The following is a 19,995-nucleotide window of genomic DNA, read 5'->3' as shown; positions in this document are numbered from 1 at the left end:
AGCGACGAGGGGAAACTGCTGCCCAGACTCGCGGCGCGGAGACCATGTTGATCGTCGGCGATCGCGCCGTGCGGCTGATCAACCGGGGCGGGTCAAGCACCGACGGACTGCTGTCACGGGTGGCGGCAAACCTGCCCGCGGCGATCAGCGCGGTCGTCGGGTTCTGGGGGACCGACTGGTCACGCGAGGTCATCATCGCGGCCACCGACTCCGACGAGCAGTTTCGGGCTGCGGCCGCCGACGACCCCGCCTCGCAGCGGGCCGACATCGCGGCCGTGACAGTGGCCCAGCGGGTCGACTTCGGGCGGCGGACGGTGGTCGGTGCCCGCATCGTGTTGGCGCCCGGCGCGGACGCAATGAGCCCAGGCGCATTACGAATTGTGTTGACGCATGAGCTTTTTCATTATGCGGCTCGCGCGGACACCGCGGCCGACGCTCCACGCTGGCTGACCGAAGGGGTGGCCGACTTCGTTGCGCGGCCGCAGCGCGCGGTGCCTGCAGCGGCGCGGTCAACGCTGCTGTTTTTACCCTCGGACGCCGAGTTGGACAGTGACGAGCCAGAGCTGTCGCTGGCGTACGACCGGGCGTGGTGGTTCGCGCGTTTTGTCGCGGATACCTACGGGGCCGCCAAACTGCACGAACTCTATGTGAGCGCCTGCGGCGTCCGGCACGCCGAAGTGGCCACCGCGGTCCGCGACGTGCTGGGCATCGACTCGGCCAGACTGCTGACCCGCTGGCAGCAGTGGGCCGCCGAGCGCGCCTAGGTGTCCAGAGCGGGACTGATTGCGCGCTAACGTAGCCGGGTGAGCCGGGTCCTGCTGGTAACCAACGACTTTCCCCCGCGGCGTGGCGGCATCCAGTCCTATCTGGGAGAGTTCGTCGGCCGACTCATCGGGTCCGGGGCGCACGCCCTCACCGTGTACGCGCCAAAGTGGAAGGGCGACGGGGCTTTCGACGAATCAGCGCAGGAATCGGGCTACCGGGTGGTACGCCATCCCAGCACGCTGATGTTGCCGGTCCCGTCGGTCGATGTCCGGATGCGCAGGCTGATCGAAGAGCACCGCATCGATACGGTCTGGTTCGGGGCTGCCGCGCCGCTCGCTCTGCTGGCGCCGCGTGCCCGGCAAGCCGGTGCGACTAGGGTGCTGGCCAGTACCCATGGGCACGAAGTGGGCTGGTCGATGCTGCCGGTCGCACGGTCGGTACTGCGCCGAATTGGCGACGGAACCGATGTGGTGACGTTCGTGAGCCGCTACACCCGGTCCCGGTTCGCGCCCGCATTCGGTCCGGGCGCGTCGCTGGAATACCTTCCGCCCGGCGTAGACAGCGACCGGTTCCGGCCCGACCCCGCCGCGCGTGCCGAGCTGCGCGCCCGGTATGGGCTCGGTGAACGGCCGACGGTGGTGTGTCTATCGCGTCTGGTGCCGCGCAAGGGTCAAGACATGCTGATCAAGGCGCTCCCGTCGATTAGGCGCCGGGTTGACGGCGCCGCGCTGGTGATCGTCGGCGGTGGACCCTACCTCGACACGCTGCGGAAGCTGGCCCACACCAGCGGGGTCGCCGACCACGTGACGTTCACCGGCGGCGTGCCCGGAGACGAGCTGCCCGCCCACCACGCGATGGCCGACGTGTTCGCCATGCCGTGCCGCACTCGCGGCGCCGGCATGGATGTCGAGGGCCTGGGAATCGTCTTTCTAGAGGCGTCGGCTACCGGCGTACCGGTGATCGCCGGCGACTCCGGCGGGGCTCCGGAAGCGGTGCAGCACAACAAGACTGGTTTGGTGGTGAACGGCAACTCGGTCGATCAGGTCGCTGACGCGGTCACCGAGTTGCTGACCGATCGCGACCGTGCGGCAGCGATGGGTGTCGCCGGCCGGGACTGGGTGCGGACGCAGTGGCGCTGGGACACCTTGGCGGCCCGGCTCGCCGAACTGCTGTAGTCGCTCAGTCCTTCTGGTAGATCGCCTCGATGTCGGAGGCGAACTTCTCGGCCACCACGTTGCGCTTGACCTTCATCGTCGGGGTCAGCTCGCCGGACTCCTCGGTGAAGTCGACGGGCAGAATCCGGAACTTGCGGATCGACTCGGCATTGGACACCTGCTGGTTGGCCTGCTTGACGGCCAGGTCCACCTCGGCGACCAGGTCGGGGTCGGTGGCTAACTCTCCCACCGAGGCGCCGTCGGCCTTGCCGTGCCGGCTCTTCCAGCCGTCGAACGCCTCCGGGTCGATGGTGATCAACGCGCCGATGAACGGTTTGTTGTCCCCGACCACCATCGCCTGGCTGATCAGCGGGTGCGCGCGAAGCTGGTCCTCGAGCACCGCGGGTGCGACGTTCTTGCCGCCCGCGGTCACGATCAGTTCCTTTTTGCGGCCGACGATGCTGACAAAGCCGTCCTCATCGACCGAGCCCAAGTCGCCGGTGTGGAACCAGCCGTCGGTGAACGCTTCGTCGGTGGCCTTCTCGTTCTTCCAGTAGCCGTCGAACACCACGCCGCCGCGCACCAGTAGTTCTTTGTCTTCGGCGATTTTGAGGCTGTTGCCGGGCACCAGCTTTCCCACGGTCCCGATCTTGAGACCGTTGATCTGGTTCACGGTGATCGCGGCACTGGTCTCGGTCAGGCCGTAGCCCTCGTAGATGGTCAGCCCCACGCCGCGGTAGAAGTGGCCCAGCCGCGCGCCCAGTGGCGCCCCACCGGACACCGCGGCGCTGCATTCGCCGCCCAGCGCCGACCGCAGCTTGTGGTAGACGAGCCGGTCGAACAGGGCGTGCTTGGCCCGCAACACCGGACCGGGTTTGCCGTCGTCGTGCGCCCGACTCCAGTCGACTGCGGTCTTGGCCGCGGCTTTGAAGATCGGGCCTTTGCCATCGTTGGAGGCGTTTTGCGCGGCGGTGTTGTACACCTTCTCGAAGACACGTGGAACCGACACCACCACAGTCGGTTTGAACACCGCCAAAATCGGCAGCAGGTTCTTGATATCGCTAGTGAATCCAACTGTCACTTTGCTGGTGAACGCCGACAAGGTCAACGCTCGGGCGAGCACGTGGGCCAGCGGTAAGAAGACCAGCAGCTTTTGTCCCTCGCACAGCAGCGTCGGCAGGCACTCATGGGTGCCGCGGATCTCGTGCAGCAGGTTCGAATGGGTCAGCTGGCATCCCTTGGGTCGCCCGGTGGTCCCCGAGGTGTAGATCATCGTCGCGGGGTGATCGGACCGCAGCGCCTCCTGGCGCGCGGCGAGTTCGCTGGCATCGACCGATTCGCCGGCCTCTACGACCACGTCGATCGCCTTGGGTCCCGACCCGTCGATGTGCAGCAACCGGCGCAGCGCCGGCAACTCGCCGGTGAGTTGGGTGACGATCGCTGCGTGCGCGTCGGTCTCGGCGAAGGCCAGCACCGCCTCGGAGTTCTCCAGCACCCAGCGCACCTGCTCGGCCGACGAGGTTTCGTAGATCGGTACGGTGACCGCGCCGATGGCCAGGATCGCCAGATCCAGGATCGTCCACTCGTAGCGCGTCGCCGAAAATATGCAGACCCGGTCGCCCGCCTGCACGCCCAGCCCGATCAAACCCAGTGCCACGGCCCGGATTTGGCTAGCAGCCTCAGCGCATGTGACGTCGGTCCACTCGCCGTCAATCTGACGTTGGTAGATCACGTAGTCGGGATCGTTGCGTTCGTGTTCGAACACCACGGCGGCGACGTTGTCGCGCTCGCCGACAGAAAAGCGGGCCGGGATACTGTACTGACGCACTCTCATTACCTCGCTTGACCTAGGGCGGCGCCTCTTGCTGTCAACCAGCCTAATGCGGTCATTGTCGCAGCGTGGCTAAGTCCGACCAAGGTCGGGCAGTTTGGCTGATTGCCGAACGGGCCCCGGGGCCATCCCGTAGCCGGGTATGTGAAGCTGAGGCAGTGAACAGTATCCAGATCGCCGACGAAACGTACGTCGCCGCCGACGGCGCACTGGTCGGGTCCGCGATTGCGGATGAATTGAAGTGGCGCCGCTGGTGGCCCGACCTGCGGCTGCAGGTCACCGAGGACCGCGCCGAGAAAGGCATCCGATGGTCGGTTGCCGGTGCCTTGACCGGCACAATGGAAATATGGCTGGAACCGTCGCTGGACGGCGTGGTGCTGCACTATTTCTTGCACGCCGAGCCGACTGGCGTCTCGGCTGCGGAGTTGGCCAAGCTGAATCTGGCCAAGATGACGCACCGCCGTCGGGTAGCGGGCAAAAAAATGGCGTTCGAGGTGAAGACGACCCTGGAACAGTCACGTCCGGTCGGGGTATCTCCGGTAGTTTAACCGGGTCAATATCCGGCGTTGCAGAGTACCGTTTTTGCCGGGAGCCCGGGGCACTCCCGCGCTTGATTGGGGTCGACCCGGGTACGGGGAAAGGGAAATAGCCAGGTGGCGGACAAGACGGAGCAGACGATCCACATCGACGCGGATCCGGCGGAGGTGATGAAGGCGATCGCCGACCTCGAGTCCTACCCGGAATGGATCAACGAGTACAAGGAGGTCGAGGTCCTCGAGGCCGACTCCGACGGCTACGCGAAGAAGGCCCGCATGCTGATGGACGCGACCATCTTCAGAGACACGTTGATCATGAACTACGAGTGGCCGGCCGACCGCAAGTCGCTGAGCTGGACCCTGGAGTCCAGCTCGCTGCTCAAGTCGTTGGAGGGCTCATATATCTTGGCGCCCAAGGGTTCTGGCACTGACGTGACCTATCAGCTCGCAGTGGACCTGGCCGTCCCGATGATCGGGATGCTCAAGCGCAAGGCCGAGCGCAGGATTATCGACGGCGCGCTGAAGGATCTCAAGAAACGAGTCGAGGGCTGAGCGATTCCGCCGCGCCCACCCCGGCCCGGATCAGTCTTTTCGTCGGCAAGGGCGGGGTGGGAAAATCCACCCTGGCGTCGGCCACCGCGGTAGGCGATGCCAGCGCTGGACAGCGCGTGCTCGTCGTATCAACCGACCAGGCGCATTCGCTTGGCGATGTACTCGGAGTTCCCGTCCCGCCCACCGGTTGCGGCGAACCGGTGCGGGTGCTGACTGATCTGGAAACCGGCGAGGAACAGGCCAGTGGCGGAATTCTCGACGCCCTGGCCCTGGACACCCTGGCGCTGCTGGAGAACAGGTGGCGTGAGGTCGTCGACGCGGTCGACGCGCAGTTTCCCAACTCCGAGTTAAGCAGCATTGCCCCCGAAGAGCTGTCGGCATTGCCCGGTATTCAGGAAGTTCTGGGCTTGCACGCTGTCGGCGAACTCGCCGCGTCCGGTCGGTGGGACCGCGTGGTGGTCGACTGCGCCTCGACCGCTGATGCGCTGCGCATGCTGACCCTGCCCGCAACGTTCGGGTTGTACGTCGAACGTGCGTGGCCGCGGCATCGCCGGCTGTCCGCCGGCTCCGACGACGGCCGCTCCGGCGCGGTGGTGGACCTACTGGAACGCATCAGCGCCAGCGTCGACCAGCTCAATTCGTTGTTGGGCGACGGTAATTCGGTCAGCGCGCACCTGGTCCTCACCCCCGAACGCGTGGTCGCCGCGGAGGCCGCCCGCACCCTGGGCTCGCTGGCACTGATGGGCGTCCGGGTGGAAGAACTGCTCGTCAACCAGGTTCTGGTTCGGGACGAGACATACGAATATCGCAGCCTGCCCGACCATCCCGCGTTTTACTGGTACGCCGAACGCATTTCCGAGCAGCGTGCCGTGCTGGAGGAACTCGACGCCACCATCGGCGACGTGGCCCTGGTCCTGGTGCCGCACCAGGCGGGCGAGCCGATCGGACCCAAAGCGCTCGCCGGGCTGCTCGACGGTGCACGTCGTCGTCGCGGCGGGGACCCACCCGGCCCCCTGCGCCCCGTCGTCGACCTGGAATCGGGGTCGGGACTGGAATCGGTGTACCGGCTGCGGCTAGCGTTGCCCCAGCTCGAGCCCGCCTCGCTGACGCTGGGCCGGTCGGACGATGACCTGATCATCAGCGCAGGTGGTGTGCGGCGTCGGGTTCGGTTGGCCTCGGTGCTGCGGCGGTGTACGGTGCTGGACGCACAGTTACGGGGCAGCGAGCTGACCGTGCGATTCAGACCAGATCCGGAGGTGTGGCCGAAGTGAGCAGGTCGCATGCCGACGTCGGCTCCGAACTGCGTCGGCTGGCACAGGCCATTCTGGACGGCATCGACCCCGGGGTACGGGCCGCGGCAACGCTGGCCTCTAGTACTGGACCCGGAAAGTGTCAGCAGGTGTGGTGTCCGGTGTGCGCGCTGGCCGCGGTGGTCAGCGGCGAGCAGCATCCGCTGGTGACGGTCATCGCCAGCCACAGCGTCGCACTGCTGGAGGTGGTCCGCGCCATCGTCGATGACATCGGCGACGCCGCGGCTTCGGCAGCGCCGGACGACGCTTCCCCCGGCGGCGGTGAGGGCGCCCAGGCGGCCACCGGCCCGGTCACCGGGCACTCTGACGGAAATGGCGGCGGCGCCGCGAAGACCCGCTACCAGGCCATCCCGGTGGCGTTGCAGGACTAACCCGCCGGTTGCGAGGTGGTCCCACACATCGTCGGTGGGTACAGTTGGCGCAGACACCGTTCGGTGCGGGGTGAGAGGGAGGGCCATGTGGTACTACCTGTTTAAGTATGTACTTCTGGGGCCCTTGCTGACCGTACTCGGTCGTCCCAAAGTTGAAGGGCTGGAACACGTTCCGAGTTCGGGTCCGGTGATCCTAGCCAGCAACCATCTGGCAGTGATGGACAGCTTCTTCTTGCCGCTGGTGGTGCGTCGGCGAATCACTTTCCTGGCCAAGTCCGAATACTTCACCGGTACCGGCCTCAAAGGCTGGTTCAACCGGTGGTTCTACACGGCTGTAGGGCAGGTGCCCATCGACCGTGCCGACTCAGAGGCGGCGCAGGCCGCACTGGAGACCGCCAAGCAGGTGCTGGCGCAGGGCAAGCTGCTGGGCATGTACCCCGAGGGCACCCGCTCGCCCGATGGTCGGCTCTACAAGGGCAAGACCGGGCTGGCCCGGCTGGCGCTGCAGACTGGCGTCCCGGTGATCCCGGTCGCGATGATCGGTACTAACGTCGTCAACCCGCCAGGCACCTCGATGCTGCGCTTCGGCCGGGTCACCGTCCGGTTTGGCAAGCCGATGGACTTTTCCCGGTTCGACGGGCTGGCCGGCAACCACTTCATCGAGCGTGCGGTCATCGACGAGGTGATGTACGAGTTGATGGGGCTCTCCGAGCAGGAGTATGTCGATATCTACGCCGCCAGCGTCAAAGACGGCAGTGCCGCCGATGACGATGCAGACGCTTCCGAATCGAAGTCCTCGGATGCCACGCGGATCCCCGAGACCCAGGCCGGCTAGCCGGGCCGGCTAACCGGGTCCCGCCCCTTAGTCGTAGTCGCGGCCGCCTCGTCAGGCAGCCGGGACGGGCATGGGCTGCTGTTCTTCCGGCGTACGTGCCGCGCCCAGCCGGGCCGTGACGGTGACACCGGCGACCACGATCACCGCCAGCGCCCACCACACGTAGGACATCCCTAGTAACTGCCGCCACCAGGAGGCGGTGGTCTCGTGATGCTTGGGCAGCAGGTCGATCGGTGTCCACCTCATCAGCGCCACGCCCGCCACCGTGACCACGGCCAGCGCGACGTTGCGGCGGCGCCAGGCCAGCAAACCCGTCACCAGCACCGTCGGCAGCATCCAAACCCAGTGATGCGACCACGAAACCGGCGACACCACCAGCCCGAACAGTGCGACGCAGACGATCGCCAGCGTCGGCTCGTCGGCTCGCAGTACGCGACGCATCGTCCACACGGTCACCGCCAGCACGGCCAGGCACGCCAGCATCCACAACGGCATGCGGGCGTGTTCGTCGAGCCCGAGCCGGGCCAGTGCCCCGGCGATGTTCTGGTCGGTGTTCAGCGCCGCCTCGCCGATGCGATCGGTGTGGCGCAGCGTATGCGTCCAGTACTCCAGCGAGTCGCGCCACGCCAGCGTGAACCCGATCAATGTCGCGCCTGCGAAGCTCGCCAACGCCACGCACGCGGCCCGGTTGTCCCGGCGCAGCAGGAAGTACAGCAAGAACACCGCCGGAGTGAGTTTGAGGGCGATGCCCAGTCCCAGCAGCAGCCCGCGCGGCCACGGGGTGCGGCGGGGAAAACAGTCGGCGACCACGAGAGTCATCAGCACGGCGTTGATCTGACCGAACGCGAAGTTCGAGCTGATCGGCTCCGCCCAGATTGCGGCGGGCGCGACCACCATCACCGCCAACCAAGCGCGCCGTAGCGACGCCGGGCCGGGCAGCAGCGCCGAGGTGTCCCATACGTCGAGGCGGGCCAGCACGATCGTCGTCGACACCAGCAGCATCACCAGTGTCAGCGCGGTGATCACAACGCTGGCGGTCGGCATCCCCAGCCACGCGAACGGGCTGAACACCACGGCCGCCAGCGGGGGATAGGTGAACGGCAGATCGACGATGGGTGTGTGGAACAACACATTGCCGTGGTACAGCGGGCGCCCGTCCAGCCAGGCTTGGCCGCCCATCTGGTAGACGTCGATATCGATCCGGTAGGGAATGTGCCCGAACAGTTCCCAGCACGTGTAGCCCAGCGCCGAGGCGGCAATCAGCCAGAGCAGGCACCACAATGCGACCTGCCCGAGTCGACTGCCCAGCTCGGGCGACCGCGATCTTGTCATGTCCATGTCAGCCTAATCGTTACCGTGTGGTGCTTTTCCCGCTCAGCGCGGCCTTCGACGTCGGGCGTGTCGGCGGGCGTAGCTTTTTAGGGTGCATCGTTGGCTGCAGCACGACATCATCGACCGCGGCCACCTGCCCTTGCTCTGCTGCCTGGTCGCATTCATCCTGACCTTCTTCGTCACCCGGACCTTCGTGCGGGTCATCCGCCATCGCGCCGACCGCGGCGGCCCGGTGCGGTGGTGGCAGCCGCGCAACATTTACGTCGGATCGGTGCACATCCACCACGTGACCTTCGGGGTAGTGCTGGTGATGTTGTCCGGTCTGACGCTGGTGACCCTCGCCGTCAACGGTCAGGAACCCGAAGTCAGTTTGGCGGCGATCCTGTTCGGGATCGGCGCTGCGCTGGTGCTTGACGAGTACGCGCTGATCCTGCACCTGTCCGACGTGTACTGGGAAGAGGATGGGCGTACGTCCGTGGACGCGGTGTTCGCCGCCGTAGCGGTCGCCGGACTGCTGATCCTCGGGCTGCATCCCTTGATGTTCCTGCTGCCAATCCGCTACGACGGCGAATGGGTGGTGTTGCGTAGCACGCTGGCCGGCGCCTTGGTATTCACTCTGCCGTTGGCGGTGGTGGTGGTGCTCAAAGGCAAGGTGTGGACGGGTCTGCTCGGCATGTTCCTGGTGATCCTGCTGGTGGTTGGTGCGGTCCGGTTGTCGCGGCCGCATGCGCCGTGGGCGCGCTGGCGTTACACCAGCCGACCCAACAAGATGCGCCGCGCGCTGCAGCGCGAACGTCGACTACGCCGCCCAGTGGTGCGGGTCAAGCTGCTGCTGCAGGGCGCCATCGCCGGTACGCCGCATCTGCCCAACGAGCGGGAGGTCGACGCCCAGCTCGACCTGGATGTGCATCCCGCTGCGGCGCCCGACGGCACCGAACCCGTCCTGATCGCCGGGTCCAGCTGAGCAGCCCCGAGACCCGCGGCTTTCGAGAACTCGATAAGCTGCGACGTGCGGTATTTCTACGACACCGAGTTCATCGAGGACGGCCGCACCATCGAGCTGATCTCCATTGGCGTAGCCGCCGAGGACGGCCGCGAATACTACGCAGTGTCCACCGAATTCGATCCCGAGCGGGCCGGCAACTGGGTACGGGCCAACGTGTTGCCCAAGCTGCCGCCGCCGGCCTCGACGCTGTGGCGATCCCGCAGCCGGATCCGCGCCGACCTGGAAGACTTCTTTCGGGTCGACGGCTCGGACCCCATCGAGCTGTGGGCCTGGATAGCCGCCTACGACCACGTGGCGCTGTGTCAGCTGTGGGGCGCGATGCCCGCGTTGCCCCGCGCCATCCCCCGATTCACCCGGGAGCTTCGGCAACTCTGGGAGGACCGGGGCAGCCCGCGACTGCCCCCACGGTCGCGCGATGCGCACGACGCGCTGGTCGACGCGCGGGATCACTTGCGCCGCTTCCAGATAATCACCGCGGAGCGGCGTTCCTCCTGATCAGCCGGTGCGAGCGGCCACCGCTACGATAGACCGATGAACTGGACCGTCGACATTCCGATCGACCAGCTACCGGCGCTGCCGCCGTTGCCTGCTGACCTGCGAGCCCAGCTGGACACGGCACTGGCCAAGCCGGCCGCCCAGCAGCCCAGTTGGGACGCCGACCAGGCGGCGGCGATGCGCACGGTGCTCGAGAGCGTCCCACCGGTGACGGTGGCTTCCGAGATCGTCCGGCTGCACGAACAGCTTGCGCAGGTCGCTCGCGGCGAGGCCTTCCTGCTGCAGGGCGGCGACTGCGCCGAGACATTCACCGACAACACCGAACCGCACATCCGGGGCAACATCCGCACCCTGCTGCAGATGGCGGTGGTGTTGACCTACGGCGCCAGCATGCCGGTGGTCAAAGTGGCCCGCATCGCCGGGCAGTACGCCAAACCGCGGTCGGCCGACATCGACGCGCTCGGGCTGAAGTCCTACCGCGGCGACATGATCAACGGTTTCGCCCCCGACGCCGCGGTGCGCGCACACGACCCGTCGCGATTGGTGCGGGCCTACGCCAACGCCAGTGCGGCGATGAACCTGGTGCGTGCGCTGACATCGTCGGGCTTCTCCTCGCTGCACCTGGCGCACGACTGGAACCGCGAGTTCGTCCGCACCTCCCCGGCCGGCGCCCGCTACGAGGCGCTGGCTGCTGAGATCGACCGGGCACTGCGGTTCATGAGCGCCTGCGGGGTAGCCGACCGTAATCTGCAGACAGCCGAGATCTACGCCAGCCACGAGGCGCTGGTGCTGGATTACGAGCGTTCCATGCTGAGGTTGTCCGATGTGGAAGACGGTGAGCCGCAACTCTACGACCTGTCGGCGCACACCGTGTGGATCGGCGAACGTACCCGCCAACTCGACGGCGCGCATGTCGCGTTCGCCGAGGTGATCGCCAATCCGATCGGCGTCAAGATCGGTCCGACGATGACACCGGAGCTGGCCGTCGAATACGTCGAGCGACTCGACCCGCACAACAAACCGGGCCGGCTGACCTTGGTGAGCCGGCTGGGCAACCACAAGGTGCGCGACGTGCTGCCGCCGATCATCGAGAAGGTGCAGGCCGCCGGTCATCAGGTGATCTGGCAGTGCGACCCGATGCACGGCAACACCCACGAGTCCTCGACCGGGTACAAGACGCGGCACTTCGACCGGATCGTCGACGAGGTGCAGGGCTTCTTCGAGGTGCACCGGGCGCTAGGCACCCACCCCGGCGGCATCCACGTGGAGATCACCGGGGAGAACGTCACCGAGTGTCTTGGCGGGGCGCAGGACATCTCCGACAGCGACCTGGCCGGCCGCTATGAGACAGCGTGCGACCCCCGGCTGAACACCCAGCAGTCGCTGGAGTTGGCCTTCCTGGTCGCGGAGATGCTGCGCGACTGACCTAGCGGGCTGGCGAGGGTAACCGCGTTGCGAAATTCCACGCTGCTTCGCGGTTGGGGTTGCGCTCGGCCCTAGAGCTGCCGCGGCGGGTCAAAGCAGGCTAGCGAGGTGGATTCCGAGCCGCCAGCAGGCGCTGGCAACCAGGCCGGTGAGCGTGATCACCACAGCCAGCCAGACCAGCACCATGCGGCGGTTGTGTTGTCGGGCATAGGTGAACTCATCGATTGGGATGCCGGCGAACTGCGTTGAGTCGGCCGGGTATTCGTCGATCTCCGCAGCGGCGGCAGGTGCCGCTTCGGGTTCGGCGCCGGATTCCCGGGGCAACTGACGCGTCGAGTGGTGCACCGGGGGCGCCGCCGTCGCGCGCTGCGCCATACGGCTGTGATGCAGTGCGGCGGAACGGTGTTGGGCGGAGTTGCGTGGCGCGGGCACCTGGAAGTCCGGTAGCCCCAGCTCCTCGGCGATCGCGTCCACGTCGGCGGCCATCTCGATCGAGTCGGCATAGCGCTGGGCGGGGTCGCGGGCAGTCGCGCACGCCACGAAATCGTCGAACTGCGTCGGCACCCCGTCGATCACGGTGCTGGGCGACGGTACGTCTTGTTCCAGCCGCTGGTAGGCAACCGACAGCGCGGTGTCGCCGGCGAACGGAGTGCGCCCGGTCAGCAGCTCGTAGGTCAGGATCCCCACCGAGTAGACGTCGCTGCGGGGGCCAGCGTTGCCGTCGCGCACCTGCTCCGGCGACAGGTATGCCGCGGTGCCCAGGATGACGCTGGTGGAGGTGATGCCCGCGGCGGCGACGGCACGGACCAACCCGAAATCGGCGATCTTCACCTCGCCGTCGTCAGAGATCAGGACGTTCTCGGGTTTGATGTCGCGATGCACCAGCCCGGCCCGGTGCGCCGCCGATAGCCCGCCCAGCACCGGCCGCAACACCGCCACCACGGCGTGCGGCGGCATCGGGCCGCGCTCGTTGAGTAGCTCGCGCAGGGTGCCGCCCTCGATCAGCTCCATCACCAGAAACGGATGCCTGCCGTCCTGGCCTTGGTCGTACACCGCGACCAGGCCCGGGTTCTTCAACCGCGCCACGGTCCGGGCCTCTAGCTGGAAGCGGGTCAAAAACTGCCGGTCAGCGGCGTAGCGCGGGTCCATCACCTTCAGCGCTACCGGGCGGTCCAGACGGGTGTCCACCCCTCGGTACACCGTGGATGTCCCACCGCTGGCGATCGTCTCCTGCACTAGGTAGCGGCCGTCGAGCAACGCTCCGGTCAACGGGTCCGCAGGTCCAGCCACGCACCCGATCGTAGGGTGGACGCGGAATCCGGTCGCAGAACCTGTGTCTAACGCGCACACTTGCCGGGTCGGCAGGTTCTAGACTGACGTTCGTGGGCAGCATTCCGGCCGGCGACGATGTCCTGGATCCCGACGAGCCAACCTACGACCTGTCCCGGGTCGCCGAACTGCTCGGCATCCCAGTGAGCAAGGTCCAGCAGCAGCTCAGGGAAGGCCACCTGGTGGCGGTGCGCCGCGACGGCAGCCTGGTGGTGCCGCAGGTCTTCTTCACTACCACCGGCCAGGTCGTCAAGAGCCTGCCGGGCCTGCTGACGATCCTGCACGACGGCGGCTACCGCGACACCGAGATCGTGCGCTGGCTGTTCACCCCGGACCCATCGCTCACCGTCACCCGCGACGGCTCGCGGGACGCCCTGAACAACGCGCGCCCGGTGGATGCGCTGCACGCGCATCAGGCCCGCGAAGTGGTGCGGCGCGCCCAGGCTATGGCGTACTGACCTCAGCCGGCTCCGGATCCTCGGCAGACTGCGGCTCGCGGTACAGCCAATACCAGGCCGCCAGCGCGAACGCTGTCGCCAGCCCGACATGCAGCCAGGAATACATGCCGTGCGACCCGTCGGGCTTGAATATCACCATCACCCACGTCGAAAAGCCCGCGATGGCCGCCATCGCCCGGCGCGACTGCGCCAGCGGGGCGAGCACCGCCAGCGGCCAGGAGTAGTACCAGGGCAGTGCGGCCGGCACGAACAGCACCACGATCAGCATCACGCCGAAGATCCCGGTGAGCGCGGCGCGGTCGTCACGCCGGAACCGCCACCACAAGATGGGTAGCGAGACCGCGATGACGACGATGCCGACAAGCCGGGCGATGCGCAGCACAGCGTAGAACTGCACCGGGAAGAAACTGCTGCTGAAGGCGTGGATCACGTTCGCCGCCGCGGTCGGAACCGTCAGCCAGTTGATGATCTTCACCGACCCGGCCAGCGCCGTCATCCACCCCAGACCTACCCCGGCCATCGCGGACAGCGCCCCGAACACCACAACACAGATCAGCAGCGAAGCCAGCGCGGCAACGCCGAATGCCTTGCATGCCCGCCAGCCCCGGTCTTCGCGCAGATGCCGCATCCACACCCAGCACAGGAACGGCAACGCCAGCCCGGCGGTGGCTTTGACCGCGATCGCCACCGTGAGCAGCGTGATGCCAGCAACGTGGCGCCGCTGCAGGGTCAGGGCGATACCGGCGGCCATCAGGCCGACCATCAGCATCTCGTTGTGCACCCCACCCATCAGGTGGATGAGCACCAGGGGGTTGAGCACACAGATCCACAGGGCCTTGGCGCCGTCGCTGCCGACGTGATGGGCCAGCCGGGGCGCGGCCCAGATCAGCAGGGCCAACCCGGGCAGCATGCACAGTCGCAGCAACATCGTCCCGGCCACCACGTTGTTGCCGACGAGTATCGTGACCATCTTGGCGACCAGGATGAACGCCGGCCCGTAGGGCGCGGTGGTGATCGACCAGATCGGGCTCACGTCGTCCAGCAGCGAATTCGGATTACCGACCGGGCCCACCGCATAGGGGTCCAGACCGTCGCGCAAAAGTGCGCCCTGGGCCAGATACGAGTAGGTGTCCCGGCTGAACACCGGCACCGAGATCAGCAATGGCAACAGCCAGAACGCGGTCGTTGCCCGCATCGTGAACTCTGTGGCCGCGCCGGCGAGCGCCTGGCGGCCCAGGCGCAACCACGCGACGAGCATCAACACCACACCCGCCCACAGCAGGACCGACGACAGCACCAGGCCGTGCCCGAAGCGCAGCCAGGACAGGTGGAGCGACTCCAGCAGCGGGTCGTGTTGGCGGGTGCTGCCCGCTCCCAGCCCGCCCAGCGTGATCAGCACCGCGGCCAGGAAGCCCAGTCTCGCCGGCCCGGCCTCCGGGCTCGTCGCGAAGCTGCGGAACTCCGAAAGGCGGTGGGGCTCGTCGGTCGCGGCCGCGATGGTCATTCGGATCAGGCCGACCGGTCTGTGGCCAGCTGAGCCAGTTCGGACAATCCGGCCTTGGCGGTGAGGTTGATCGGCGCCGACGCCAGTGTGGTCAGCGCACGCTCGGTCAGCTCGGCGATCCGGTCCTCGGCCGCGGCCAGCGCGCCCACCGCGTCGATCACCTCGCGCAGTTCGCGCACCTGCGCATCGGTCAGGTCGGTGCCGATCGAGGAACGTAACAGGTTGGCCGCCAACGGATCCGACTTCTCGGCGAGCCGGGTTGCCTCGGCCAGCAGCACGGTGCGTTTGCCGGACCGCAGGTCGTCCCCGGACGGCTTGCCCGTTACCGCGGGGTCACCGAACACGCCGAGGACGTCGTCGCGCAGCTGAAAGGCCACCCCGAGGTCACTGCCGAATTGCTGGAAGGCAGCGGCGATGTCGGGCCGATCGGCGGCGGCGGCCGCGCCGAGCTGCAGTGGCCGCGTGACGGTGTAGCAGGCGGTCTTATAGGTGGCTACCTTCATAGCGGCGGCGACCGACTCCTCGGCTGACGCCCGCGGCGACGTCTCGGCAATGATGTCAAGGTACTGACCGCCCAGTACCTCGGTGCGGATGTGCGACCACACCCGTTCGACGCGGTCCCGGGCGTCGGGGTGCAGACGTGTGCCGGCCACGATGTCGTTGGCCCAGGCATGTGCGATGTCGCCGAGCAGGATCGCCGCCGAGATGCCGAACTGGTCCGCCGGTCCGCGCCACCGGCGTTCCCGGTGCAGGTTCGCGAAATGCACATGGGTGGTCGGCCTGCCGCGGCGGGTGGCGGATCCGTCGATGACGTCGTCGTGCACCAGAGCGAAGGCATGCAGTAATTCCAATGCGGAAAACAGCAGCAGCACATCAGGACCCGGCGGCGAACTGCTCGCGGCCTCCCAGCCCCAGTAAGCGAACACCGGACGCAACCGTTTACCGCCGGTGAGCGCGAATTCTTCGAGCCAGCCGGTCAATTCGTTGTAGTCGGCGCCGAGATAACTGGATTGGCTGCGACGGCCGCGCAAGTACTGCCGCAATTGGTCGGTCACGGCGTCGGCCACCTGGTCGGTTGTCGATGCTTCCGATGCTTTCAGGCTCAGCGCGCGCCCCTTTCTCACTCGGCATGCCTATGGCCCGACAGTGTATGCCGCGCCGATGCTGGCGGCGTGCCTCAACAGCGGTAAGCGCACGCCCCTATGCTGTCGTGGGGTCTGGAACGGTTTGCGCGGCGCAGCGCGAGTATGAGTCATCGATCGAGAATGAGGAGCCGTGTGACGCTCAACACCATCGCGCTGGAGTTGGTGCCGCCCAACGTCGAAGACGGCCGCGAGCGGGCCTTGGAAGACGCGCGCAAAGTGGTGCGGTATTCGGGGCAGTCTGGTCTGGACGGACGTATCCGGCACGTCATGATCCCGGGGATGATCGCCGAGGACGACGATCGCCCGGTGCCGATGAAGCCCAAGCTGGACGTGCTGGACTTCTGGTCGATTATCAAGCCGGAGCTTCCCGGCCTGCGCGGCTTATGCACGCAGGTCACCGCGTTCATGGACGAGTCGGACCTGGGGGAGCGGCTGCGCGCGCTGACCGATGCCGGCATGGAGGGCGTGGTGTTCGTCGGCGTGCCCCGCACCATGAACGACGGCGAAGGCTCCGGCGTGGCCCCCACCGACGCGCTGTCGATCTACCGAGACGCGGTGCCCAATCGCGGTGTGATCGTGATCCCCACCCGCGAGGGCGAACACGGCCGGCTCAATTTCAAGTGCAACCAGGGTGCGACGTACGGCATGACGCAGCTGCTGTACTCCGACGCCATCGTGGGTTTCCTGACCGATTTTGCCAAAGAGACGGACCATCGGCCCGAGATTCTGCTGTCGTTCGGCTTCGTCCCCAAGGTGGAGTCACGCGTCGGCCTGATCAACTGGCTGATCCAGGACCCCGGCAACGCGGCGGTGGCCCGCGAGCAGGAGTTCGTCCAGACGCTGGCAGCCAGCGAGCCGGCGCGCAAGCGCACGCTGCTGATCGACCTGTACAAGCGGGTCATCGATGGTGTGCTGAGTGGCCCGGCCGGTCTCGGATTTCCGCTGAGTATCCATCTTGAGGCGACGTACGGAGTTTCCGGGCCCGCCTTTGACACATTCGCCGAGATGTTGGCGTACTGGGCGCCGGGCGATTAACGCACGGTTAGCTTGAGGACTGGTCGCCCGGTGTGCTGAACCGGGGGGAACGGTCCCGGCTGACCCAGGCCAGCAGCGCGACCACGCCCGCGGCGGCGAACGAGGCGATGCCCAGCCAGATCCCGGCCCCGGTGAAGGAGCGGGTGTTGGGGTCGGTGTAGCGGGCAGTCGCAGTCATGGTGCTCACCACTCCCGGCTTGAGCTTCCACTGCACCACCTCGGGCTCGATCCGGTCGCCGTTGGTGGAGGTGATGGTTCCCGGGAATGCGACGGTCAACTGGACGTCGGCCTCGGGGTCGGTCAGTGAGGTCAGGTCGGCGCGGCCTTCCAGCATCACCAGGTTGCCGTTGCGGCGCAGCGACAGGTTCACGCCGGCGGCATCGGAGTTGAGGTGGGCCAGCTGTGGCAACTCGGCGAAGGTCAGGTCCGAGAACACCGCCTGCGACCCGACGTAGCCGTCGCTGTCGTAGTTGGACACGGCGACCTTTTGGCTGAACGGCAGGTTCGTGTCCAGCTGTGGGCCGGTGTCCTTATTGTTCTTGGGCTTGGCGGCGGCAATGATCTCCCCGGACACCAGGTCGTCGGGTGAGATGGTTATCGAGGCGCGGACCCGCAGGCACCCGGTGGCCAGCGGTACCAGCATCAGCAGCATCAAGATGGCCACCGCGCGGCGCCGGTCGTGAAGCACTCGGGGCACCCGCAAGGGTCGGGTGAATGGCGAGGGAGAGCTGACGCGCACCAGGTCATCGTGCCAGACCCGGTGCGCCGGTTCGGTGAGCCGCCCGGTTAGACCGCCGTTACAGCGGCAGCGGGCGGCCGAGGATCGCGAAGGCCCGTGGATCACCGACGAAGTGGTAGCTGCGGATGACGTCGGTGAAACCCAGCCGGCGATACAACCGCCAAGCCCGGTTGGCCTCCCCGTTGGTCTCCGGAGTGGACAGCAAGACGTTGGCTTCGCAGCGCCCGGCTAGCAACCGGCGGGCCAGCGCCTCGCCGACGCCGCGGCCCTGGGCGCGCGGATGGATGTGCAGCTCGGTCAGCTCGAAATAGCTGTTCATCAGCCGTTCGATCGCCTGCGGTGAGAAACCGCTGTGCTGCAAGCCCAGGATGACCTGCTGTTGCCACCACTGGCCGGGCGCCCCGGGGTAGCCGTAGGCGATACCGACCAGCGGCGCCTTGCTCAGCTCGGCCGCCGAGGGTTCACCGATGGCGTCGGTGTTGGGCAGCTCGACGGCGGCGGCTGCCTGCCAGCCGCTGCGTCGGGTGTGTTCGAGCCACATGGCGGCGCGCTGACTTTCGGTTCCCTTGGGATAACGCATCGCGTCGACGTAGACGCGCAGCGCGTCGCCGAGGCGGCGTTCCATGGCTTGCGGCGGCAGATCGATGAGGAATGTCGCCAATTCGCGGTGCCCTCCTCAGTCTGTCGGTCGATCGGCAGTAAACCGGTTCGCTCAGTGGTTCCAGTATCGGACGCGGTGTTCAGGCGTCGGCGAGTGGTCGATTGTGACTCGTTGCGTTGACATGACCCAGCCGGGCCATGTCGTGGCAGTGGGCGTCGGGGGATAGAATCGCCAGCGAATCAGTGGTACCACGCAGATTGACCTCGTATCATCGGAGTTAATTGCCCCGCAACGGGCGTGCGTGTGCTATCGGTTGCTATGTAAAAGTGTTTCGGCAAGGAGGGACGAATGCCACTCTCCGATCATGAGCAGCGAATGCTCGACCAGATCGAGAGCGCTCTCTATGCCGAGGATCCGAAGTTCGCATCCAGTGTTCGCGGCGGTGGTTTCCGCGCCCCGACCGCGCGCCGGCGGCTGCAGGGTACCGCGCTGTTCGTCGTCGGTTTGGCGATGCTGGTGTCCGGGGTGGCGTTCAAGGCCACGATGATCGGAACCTTCCCGATCCTGAGCGTGGTGGGATTCGTCGTCATGTTCGGCGGTGTGGTGTACGCCGTCACGGGCCGGCGGTTGGCCGGGAAGCCGGAGCGGGGGGGCGTTACGCCCATTTCACGTCCGCGTCGTTCCAAGGGCGCGGGCAGCTCGTTCACCAACCGCATGGAGGAGCGTTTCCGCCGCCGGTTCGACGAGTAGTCAAGCGGGGCAACAGATGACGGGGTAGCCGATCGGCTGCCCCGCTTTTCTGTTGGTGCGCGGTCGGCAGCCACGATCCCAGATCAAGGTGTGCCGCATCGGTCCGACAGGCCGTGCGAATCCGTCTCGTGTCTGGTTCGTAGCGCACTTGTGCCCTTCTCGCCCCACCACGCCCCACCCTGCCCCAGGGCACCGGGTTGGTGCCTCTGAACTGGGCATTTGCACCGATTTCCGGGGTGCTTAGCGGTCTCGAATTCACGGTGAACGCGGATCGAGTGGGTGAAATGCCACTCCGGGACGCGCGGAGGGGAGATTTATGGGGAGAAGTGGGGAGTTGTGGGGTATGGTGGCCGAAGTGTTTGGGTGAGAAGCAAGTTGGAGGTGCCCCAATGTTTCTCGGCACCTACACGCCCAAGCTCGACGACAAGGGGCGGCTCACGCTGCCGGCCAAGTTCCGCGACGCACTGGCAGGGGGGTTGATGGTCACCAAGAGTCAAGATCACAGCCTTGCCGTCTACCCGCGGGCAGAGTTCGAGCAGATGGCCCGCAAGGCGAGCAAGGCGCCGCGCAACAACCCGGAAGCTCGAGCGTTCATGCGCAACCTGGCCGCCGGTACCGACGAACAGCACCCCGACGGGCAAGGGCGGATCACGCTGTCGGCGGACCATCGGCGTTACGCCGGACTGTCCAAGGACTGTGTGGTGATCGGGGCAATCGAGTATCTCGAGATCTGGGATGCACAGGCCTGGCACAACTATCAGCAAATCCATGAAGAGAACTTCTCCGCGGCCAGCGATGAAGCACTCGGCGACATCTTCTGAG

At 66.8% G+C, this 19,995-nt stretch carries 21 protein-coding genes; 14 read left to right on the top strand and 7 right to left on the bottom strand.

The window, feature by feature from the left end:
* The first annotated feature begins 44 nt into the window (after positions 1-44).
* The gene (locus H0P51_RS16960; protein WP_246398836.1) at positions 45-764 is read left to right on the top strand and encodes a hypothetical protein; all 720 of its coding nucleotides are present in this window, start codon (positions 45-47) and stop codon (positions 762-764) included.
* Positions 765-803: 39 nt separating this feature from the next.
* Positions 804-1,940 carry a GDP-mannose-dependent alpha-(1-6)-phosphatidylinositol monomannoside mannosyltransferase gene (gene pimB, locus H0P51_RS16955; RefSeq protein WP_180913946.1) on the top strand — a complete coding sequence of 379 codons (1,137 nt, stop codon included), beginning with the start codon at positions 804-806 and terminating at the stop codon, positions 1,938-1,940.
* A 4-nt stretch (positions 1,941-1,944) separates the two neighbouring features.
* Here the strand turns inward: pimB and H0P51_RS16950 are convergent, their stop codons facing one another.
* Positions 1,945-3,747, bottom strand: coding sequence for an AMP-dependent synthetase/ligase (locus tag H0P51_RS16950; protein WP_180913945.1), 1,803 nt, complete (start codon positions 3,745-3,747; stop codon positions 1,945-1,947).
* A gap of 161 nt (positions 3,748-3,908) precedes the next feature.
* Here H0P51_RS16950 and H0P51_RS16945 point away from each other — a divergent pair, with 161 nt between their 5' ends.
* The 5 genes from H0P51_RS16945 (at position 3,909) to H0P51_RS16925 (ending at position 7,354) form a co-directional block, all read left to right on the top strand.
* On the top strand, positions 3,909-4,298 hold the full coding sequence (locus H0P51_RS16945) for a polyketide cyclase / dehydrase and lipid transport (protein ID WP_180913944.1): 390 nt from the start codon (positions 3,909-3,911) through the stop codon (positions 4,296-4,298).
* Positions 4,299-4,403: 105 nt separating this feature from the next.
* Positions 4,404-4,838, top strand: coding sequence for an SRPBCC family protein (locus H0P51_RS16940; protein WP_180913943.1), 435 nt, complete (start codon positions 4,404-4,406; stop codon positions 4,836-4,838).
* Positions 4,835-6,109, top strand: a complete 1,275-nt coding sequence (locus tag H0P51_RS16935; protein WP_180919032.1) for an ArsA family ATPase — start codon at positions 4,835-4,837, stop codon at positions 6,107-6,109. Before H0P51_RS16940 ends, H0P51_RS16935 begins: the two co-directional genes overlap by 4 nt.
* A complete protein-coding gene (locus H0P51_RS16930; protein ID WP_180913942.1) occupies positions 6,106-6,519 on the top strand; it encodes a hypothetical protein in 414 nt (137 codons plus the stop codon). The genes H0P51_RS16935 and H0P51_RS16930 overlap by 4 nt, the downstream gene beginning before the upstream one ends.
* Positions 6,520-6,604: 85 nt before the next feature.
* Positions 6,605-7,354, top strand: coding sequence for a lysophospholipid acyltransferase family protein (locus H0P51_RS16925; protein WP_180913941.1), 750 nt, complete (start codon positions 6,605-6,607; stop codon positions 7,352-7,354).
* Between the two features lie 51 nt (positions 7,355-7,405).
* On the opposite strand, the gene H0P51_RS16920 is transcribed toward H0P51_RS16925, so the two are convergent.
* Positions 7,406-8,686 carry a glycosyltransferase 87 family protein gene (locus H0P51_RS16920; RefSeq protein WP_180913940.1) on the bottom strand — a complete coding sequence of 427 codons (1,281 nt, stop codon included), beginning with the start codon at positions 8,684-8,686 and terminating at the stop codon, positions 7,406-7,408.
* A 91-nt stretch (positions 8,687-8,777) separates the two neighbouring features.
* On the opposite strand from H0P51_RS16920, the gene H0P51_RS16915 reads away from it, so the two are divergent.
* From H0P51_RS16915 to H0P51_RS16905, 3 genes are read left to right on the top strand one after another with little or no spacing between them, the layout of a single operon-like run.
* Positions 8,778-9,650 carry a hypothetical protein gene (locus tag H0P51_RS16915; protein WP_180913939.1) on the top strand — a complete coding sequence of 291 codons (873 nt, stop codon included), beginning with the start codon at positions 8,778-8,780 and terminating at the stop codon, positions 9,648-9,650.
* Positions 9,651-9,695: 45 nt separating this feature from the next.
* Positions 9,696-10,187 carry a polyadenylate-specific 3'-exoribonuclease AS gene (locus H0P51_RS16910; protein ID WP_180913938.1) on the top strand — a complete coding sequence of 164 codons (492 nt, stop codon included), beginning with the start codon at positions 9,696-9,698 and terminating at the stop codon, positions 10,185-10,187.
* 36 nt (positions 10,188-10,223) lie between these two features.
* The gene (locus H0P51_RS16905) at positions 10,224-11,612 is read left to right on the top strand and encodes a class II 3-deoxy-7-phosphoheptulonate synthase (RefSeq protein WP_180913937.1); all 1,389 of its coding nucleotides are present in this window, start codon (positions 10,224-10,226) and stop codon (positions 11,610-11,612) included.
* 90 nt (positions 11,613-11,702) lie between these two features.
* On the opposite strand, the gene H0P51_RS16900 is transcribed toward H0P51_RS16905, so the two are convergent.
* A complete protein-coding gene (locus H0P51_RS16900) occupies positions 11,703-12,902 on the bottom strand; it encodes a protein kinase domain-containing protein (RefSeq protein ID WP_246398020.1) in 1,200 nt (399 codons plus the stop codon).
* 92 nt (positions 12,903-12,994) lie between these two features.
* Here H0P51_RS16900 and H0P51_RS16895 point away from each other — a divergent pair, with 92 nt between their 5' ends.
* Positions 12,995-13,399, top strand: a complete 405-nt coding sequence (locus tag H0P51_RS16895; RefSeq protein WP_180913936.1) for an Rv2175c family DNA-binding protein — start codon at positions 12,995-12,997, stop codon at positions 13,397-13,399.
* On the opposite strand, the gene H0P51_RS16890 is transcribed toward H0P51_RS16895, so the two are convergent.
* Both H0P51_RS16890 and idsA2 read right to left on the bottom strand, forming a co-directional pair.
* Positions 13,386-14,903, bottom strand: coding sequence for an alpha-(1->6)-mannopyranosyltransferase A (locus H0P51_RS16890; protein ID WP_180913935.1), 1,518 nt, complete (start codon positions 14,901-14,903; stop codon positions 13,386-13,388). The two genes, H0P51_RS16895 and H0P51_RS16890, sit on opposite strands and share 14 nt — an antisense overlap.
* A 5-nt stretch (positions 14,904-14,908) precedes the next feature.
* Positions 14,909-15,970 (bottom strand): bifunctional (2E,6E)-farnesyl/geranyl diphosphate synthase, encoded by a 1,062-nt coding sequence (gene idsA2 / locus H0P51_RS16885; RefSeq protein ID WP_180919030.1) that lies wholly within the window; start codon positions 15,968-15,970, stop codon positions 14,909-14,911.
* Between the two features lie 210 nt (positions 15,971-16,180).
* Between idsA2 and H0P51_RS16880 the strand changes: the two genes are divergently transcribed.
* Positions 16,181-17,083 (top strand): mycobacterial-type methylenetetrahydrofolate reductase, encoded by a 903-nt coding sequence (locus H0P51_RS16880; RefSeq protein ID WP_180913934.1) that lies wholly within the window; start codon positions 16,181-16,183, stop codon positions 17,081-17,083.
* A 7-nt stretch (positions 17,084-17,090) separates the two neighbouring features.
* Here the strand turns inward: H0P51_RS16880 and lppM are convergent, their stop codons facing one another.
* On the bottom strand, positions 17,091-17,735 hold the full coding sequence (gene lppM, locus H0P51_RS16875) for a lipoprotein LppM (RefSeq protein WP_425489062.1): 645 nt from the start codon (positions 17,733-17,735) through the stop codon (positions 17,091-17,093).
* 145 nt (positions 17,736-17,880) lie between these two features.
* Positions 17,881-18,483, bottom strand: coding sequence for a GNAT family N-acetyltransferase (locus tag H0P51_RS16870; protein WP_180913933.1), 603 nt, complete (start codon positions 18,481-18,483; stop codon positions 17,881-17,883).
* A 288-nt stretch (positions 18,484-18,771) separates the two neighbouring features.
* On the opposite strand from H0P51_RS16870, the gene H0P51_RS16865 reads away from it, so the two are divergent.
* On the top strand, positions 18,772-19,173 hold the full coding sequence (locus tag H0P51_RS16865; RefSeq protein ID WP_180913932.1) for a DUF3040 domain-containing protein: 402 nt from the start codon (positions 18,772-18,774) through the stop codon (positions 19,171-19,173).
* Between the two features lie 389 nt (positions 19,174-19,562).
* A complete protein-coding gene (gene mraZ, locus H0P51_RS16860; protein ID WP_180913931.1) occupies positions 19,563-19,994 on the top strand; it encodes a division/cell wall cluster transcriptional repressor MraZ in 432 nt (143 codons plus the stop codon).
* Position 19,995: the final 1 nt, after the last annotated feature.

Source organism: Mycobacterium vicinigordonae (genome assembly GCF_013466425.1).
Lineage (GTDB): Bacteria > Actinomycetota > Actinomycetes > Mycobacteriales > Mycobacteriaceae > Mycobacterium > Mycobacterium vicinigordonae.
This window is presented reverse-complemented; position numbering and strand designations above follow the sequence as displayed.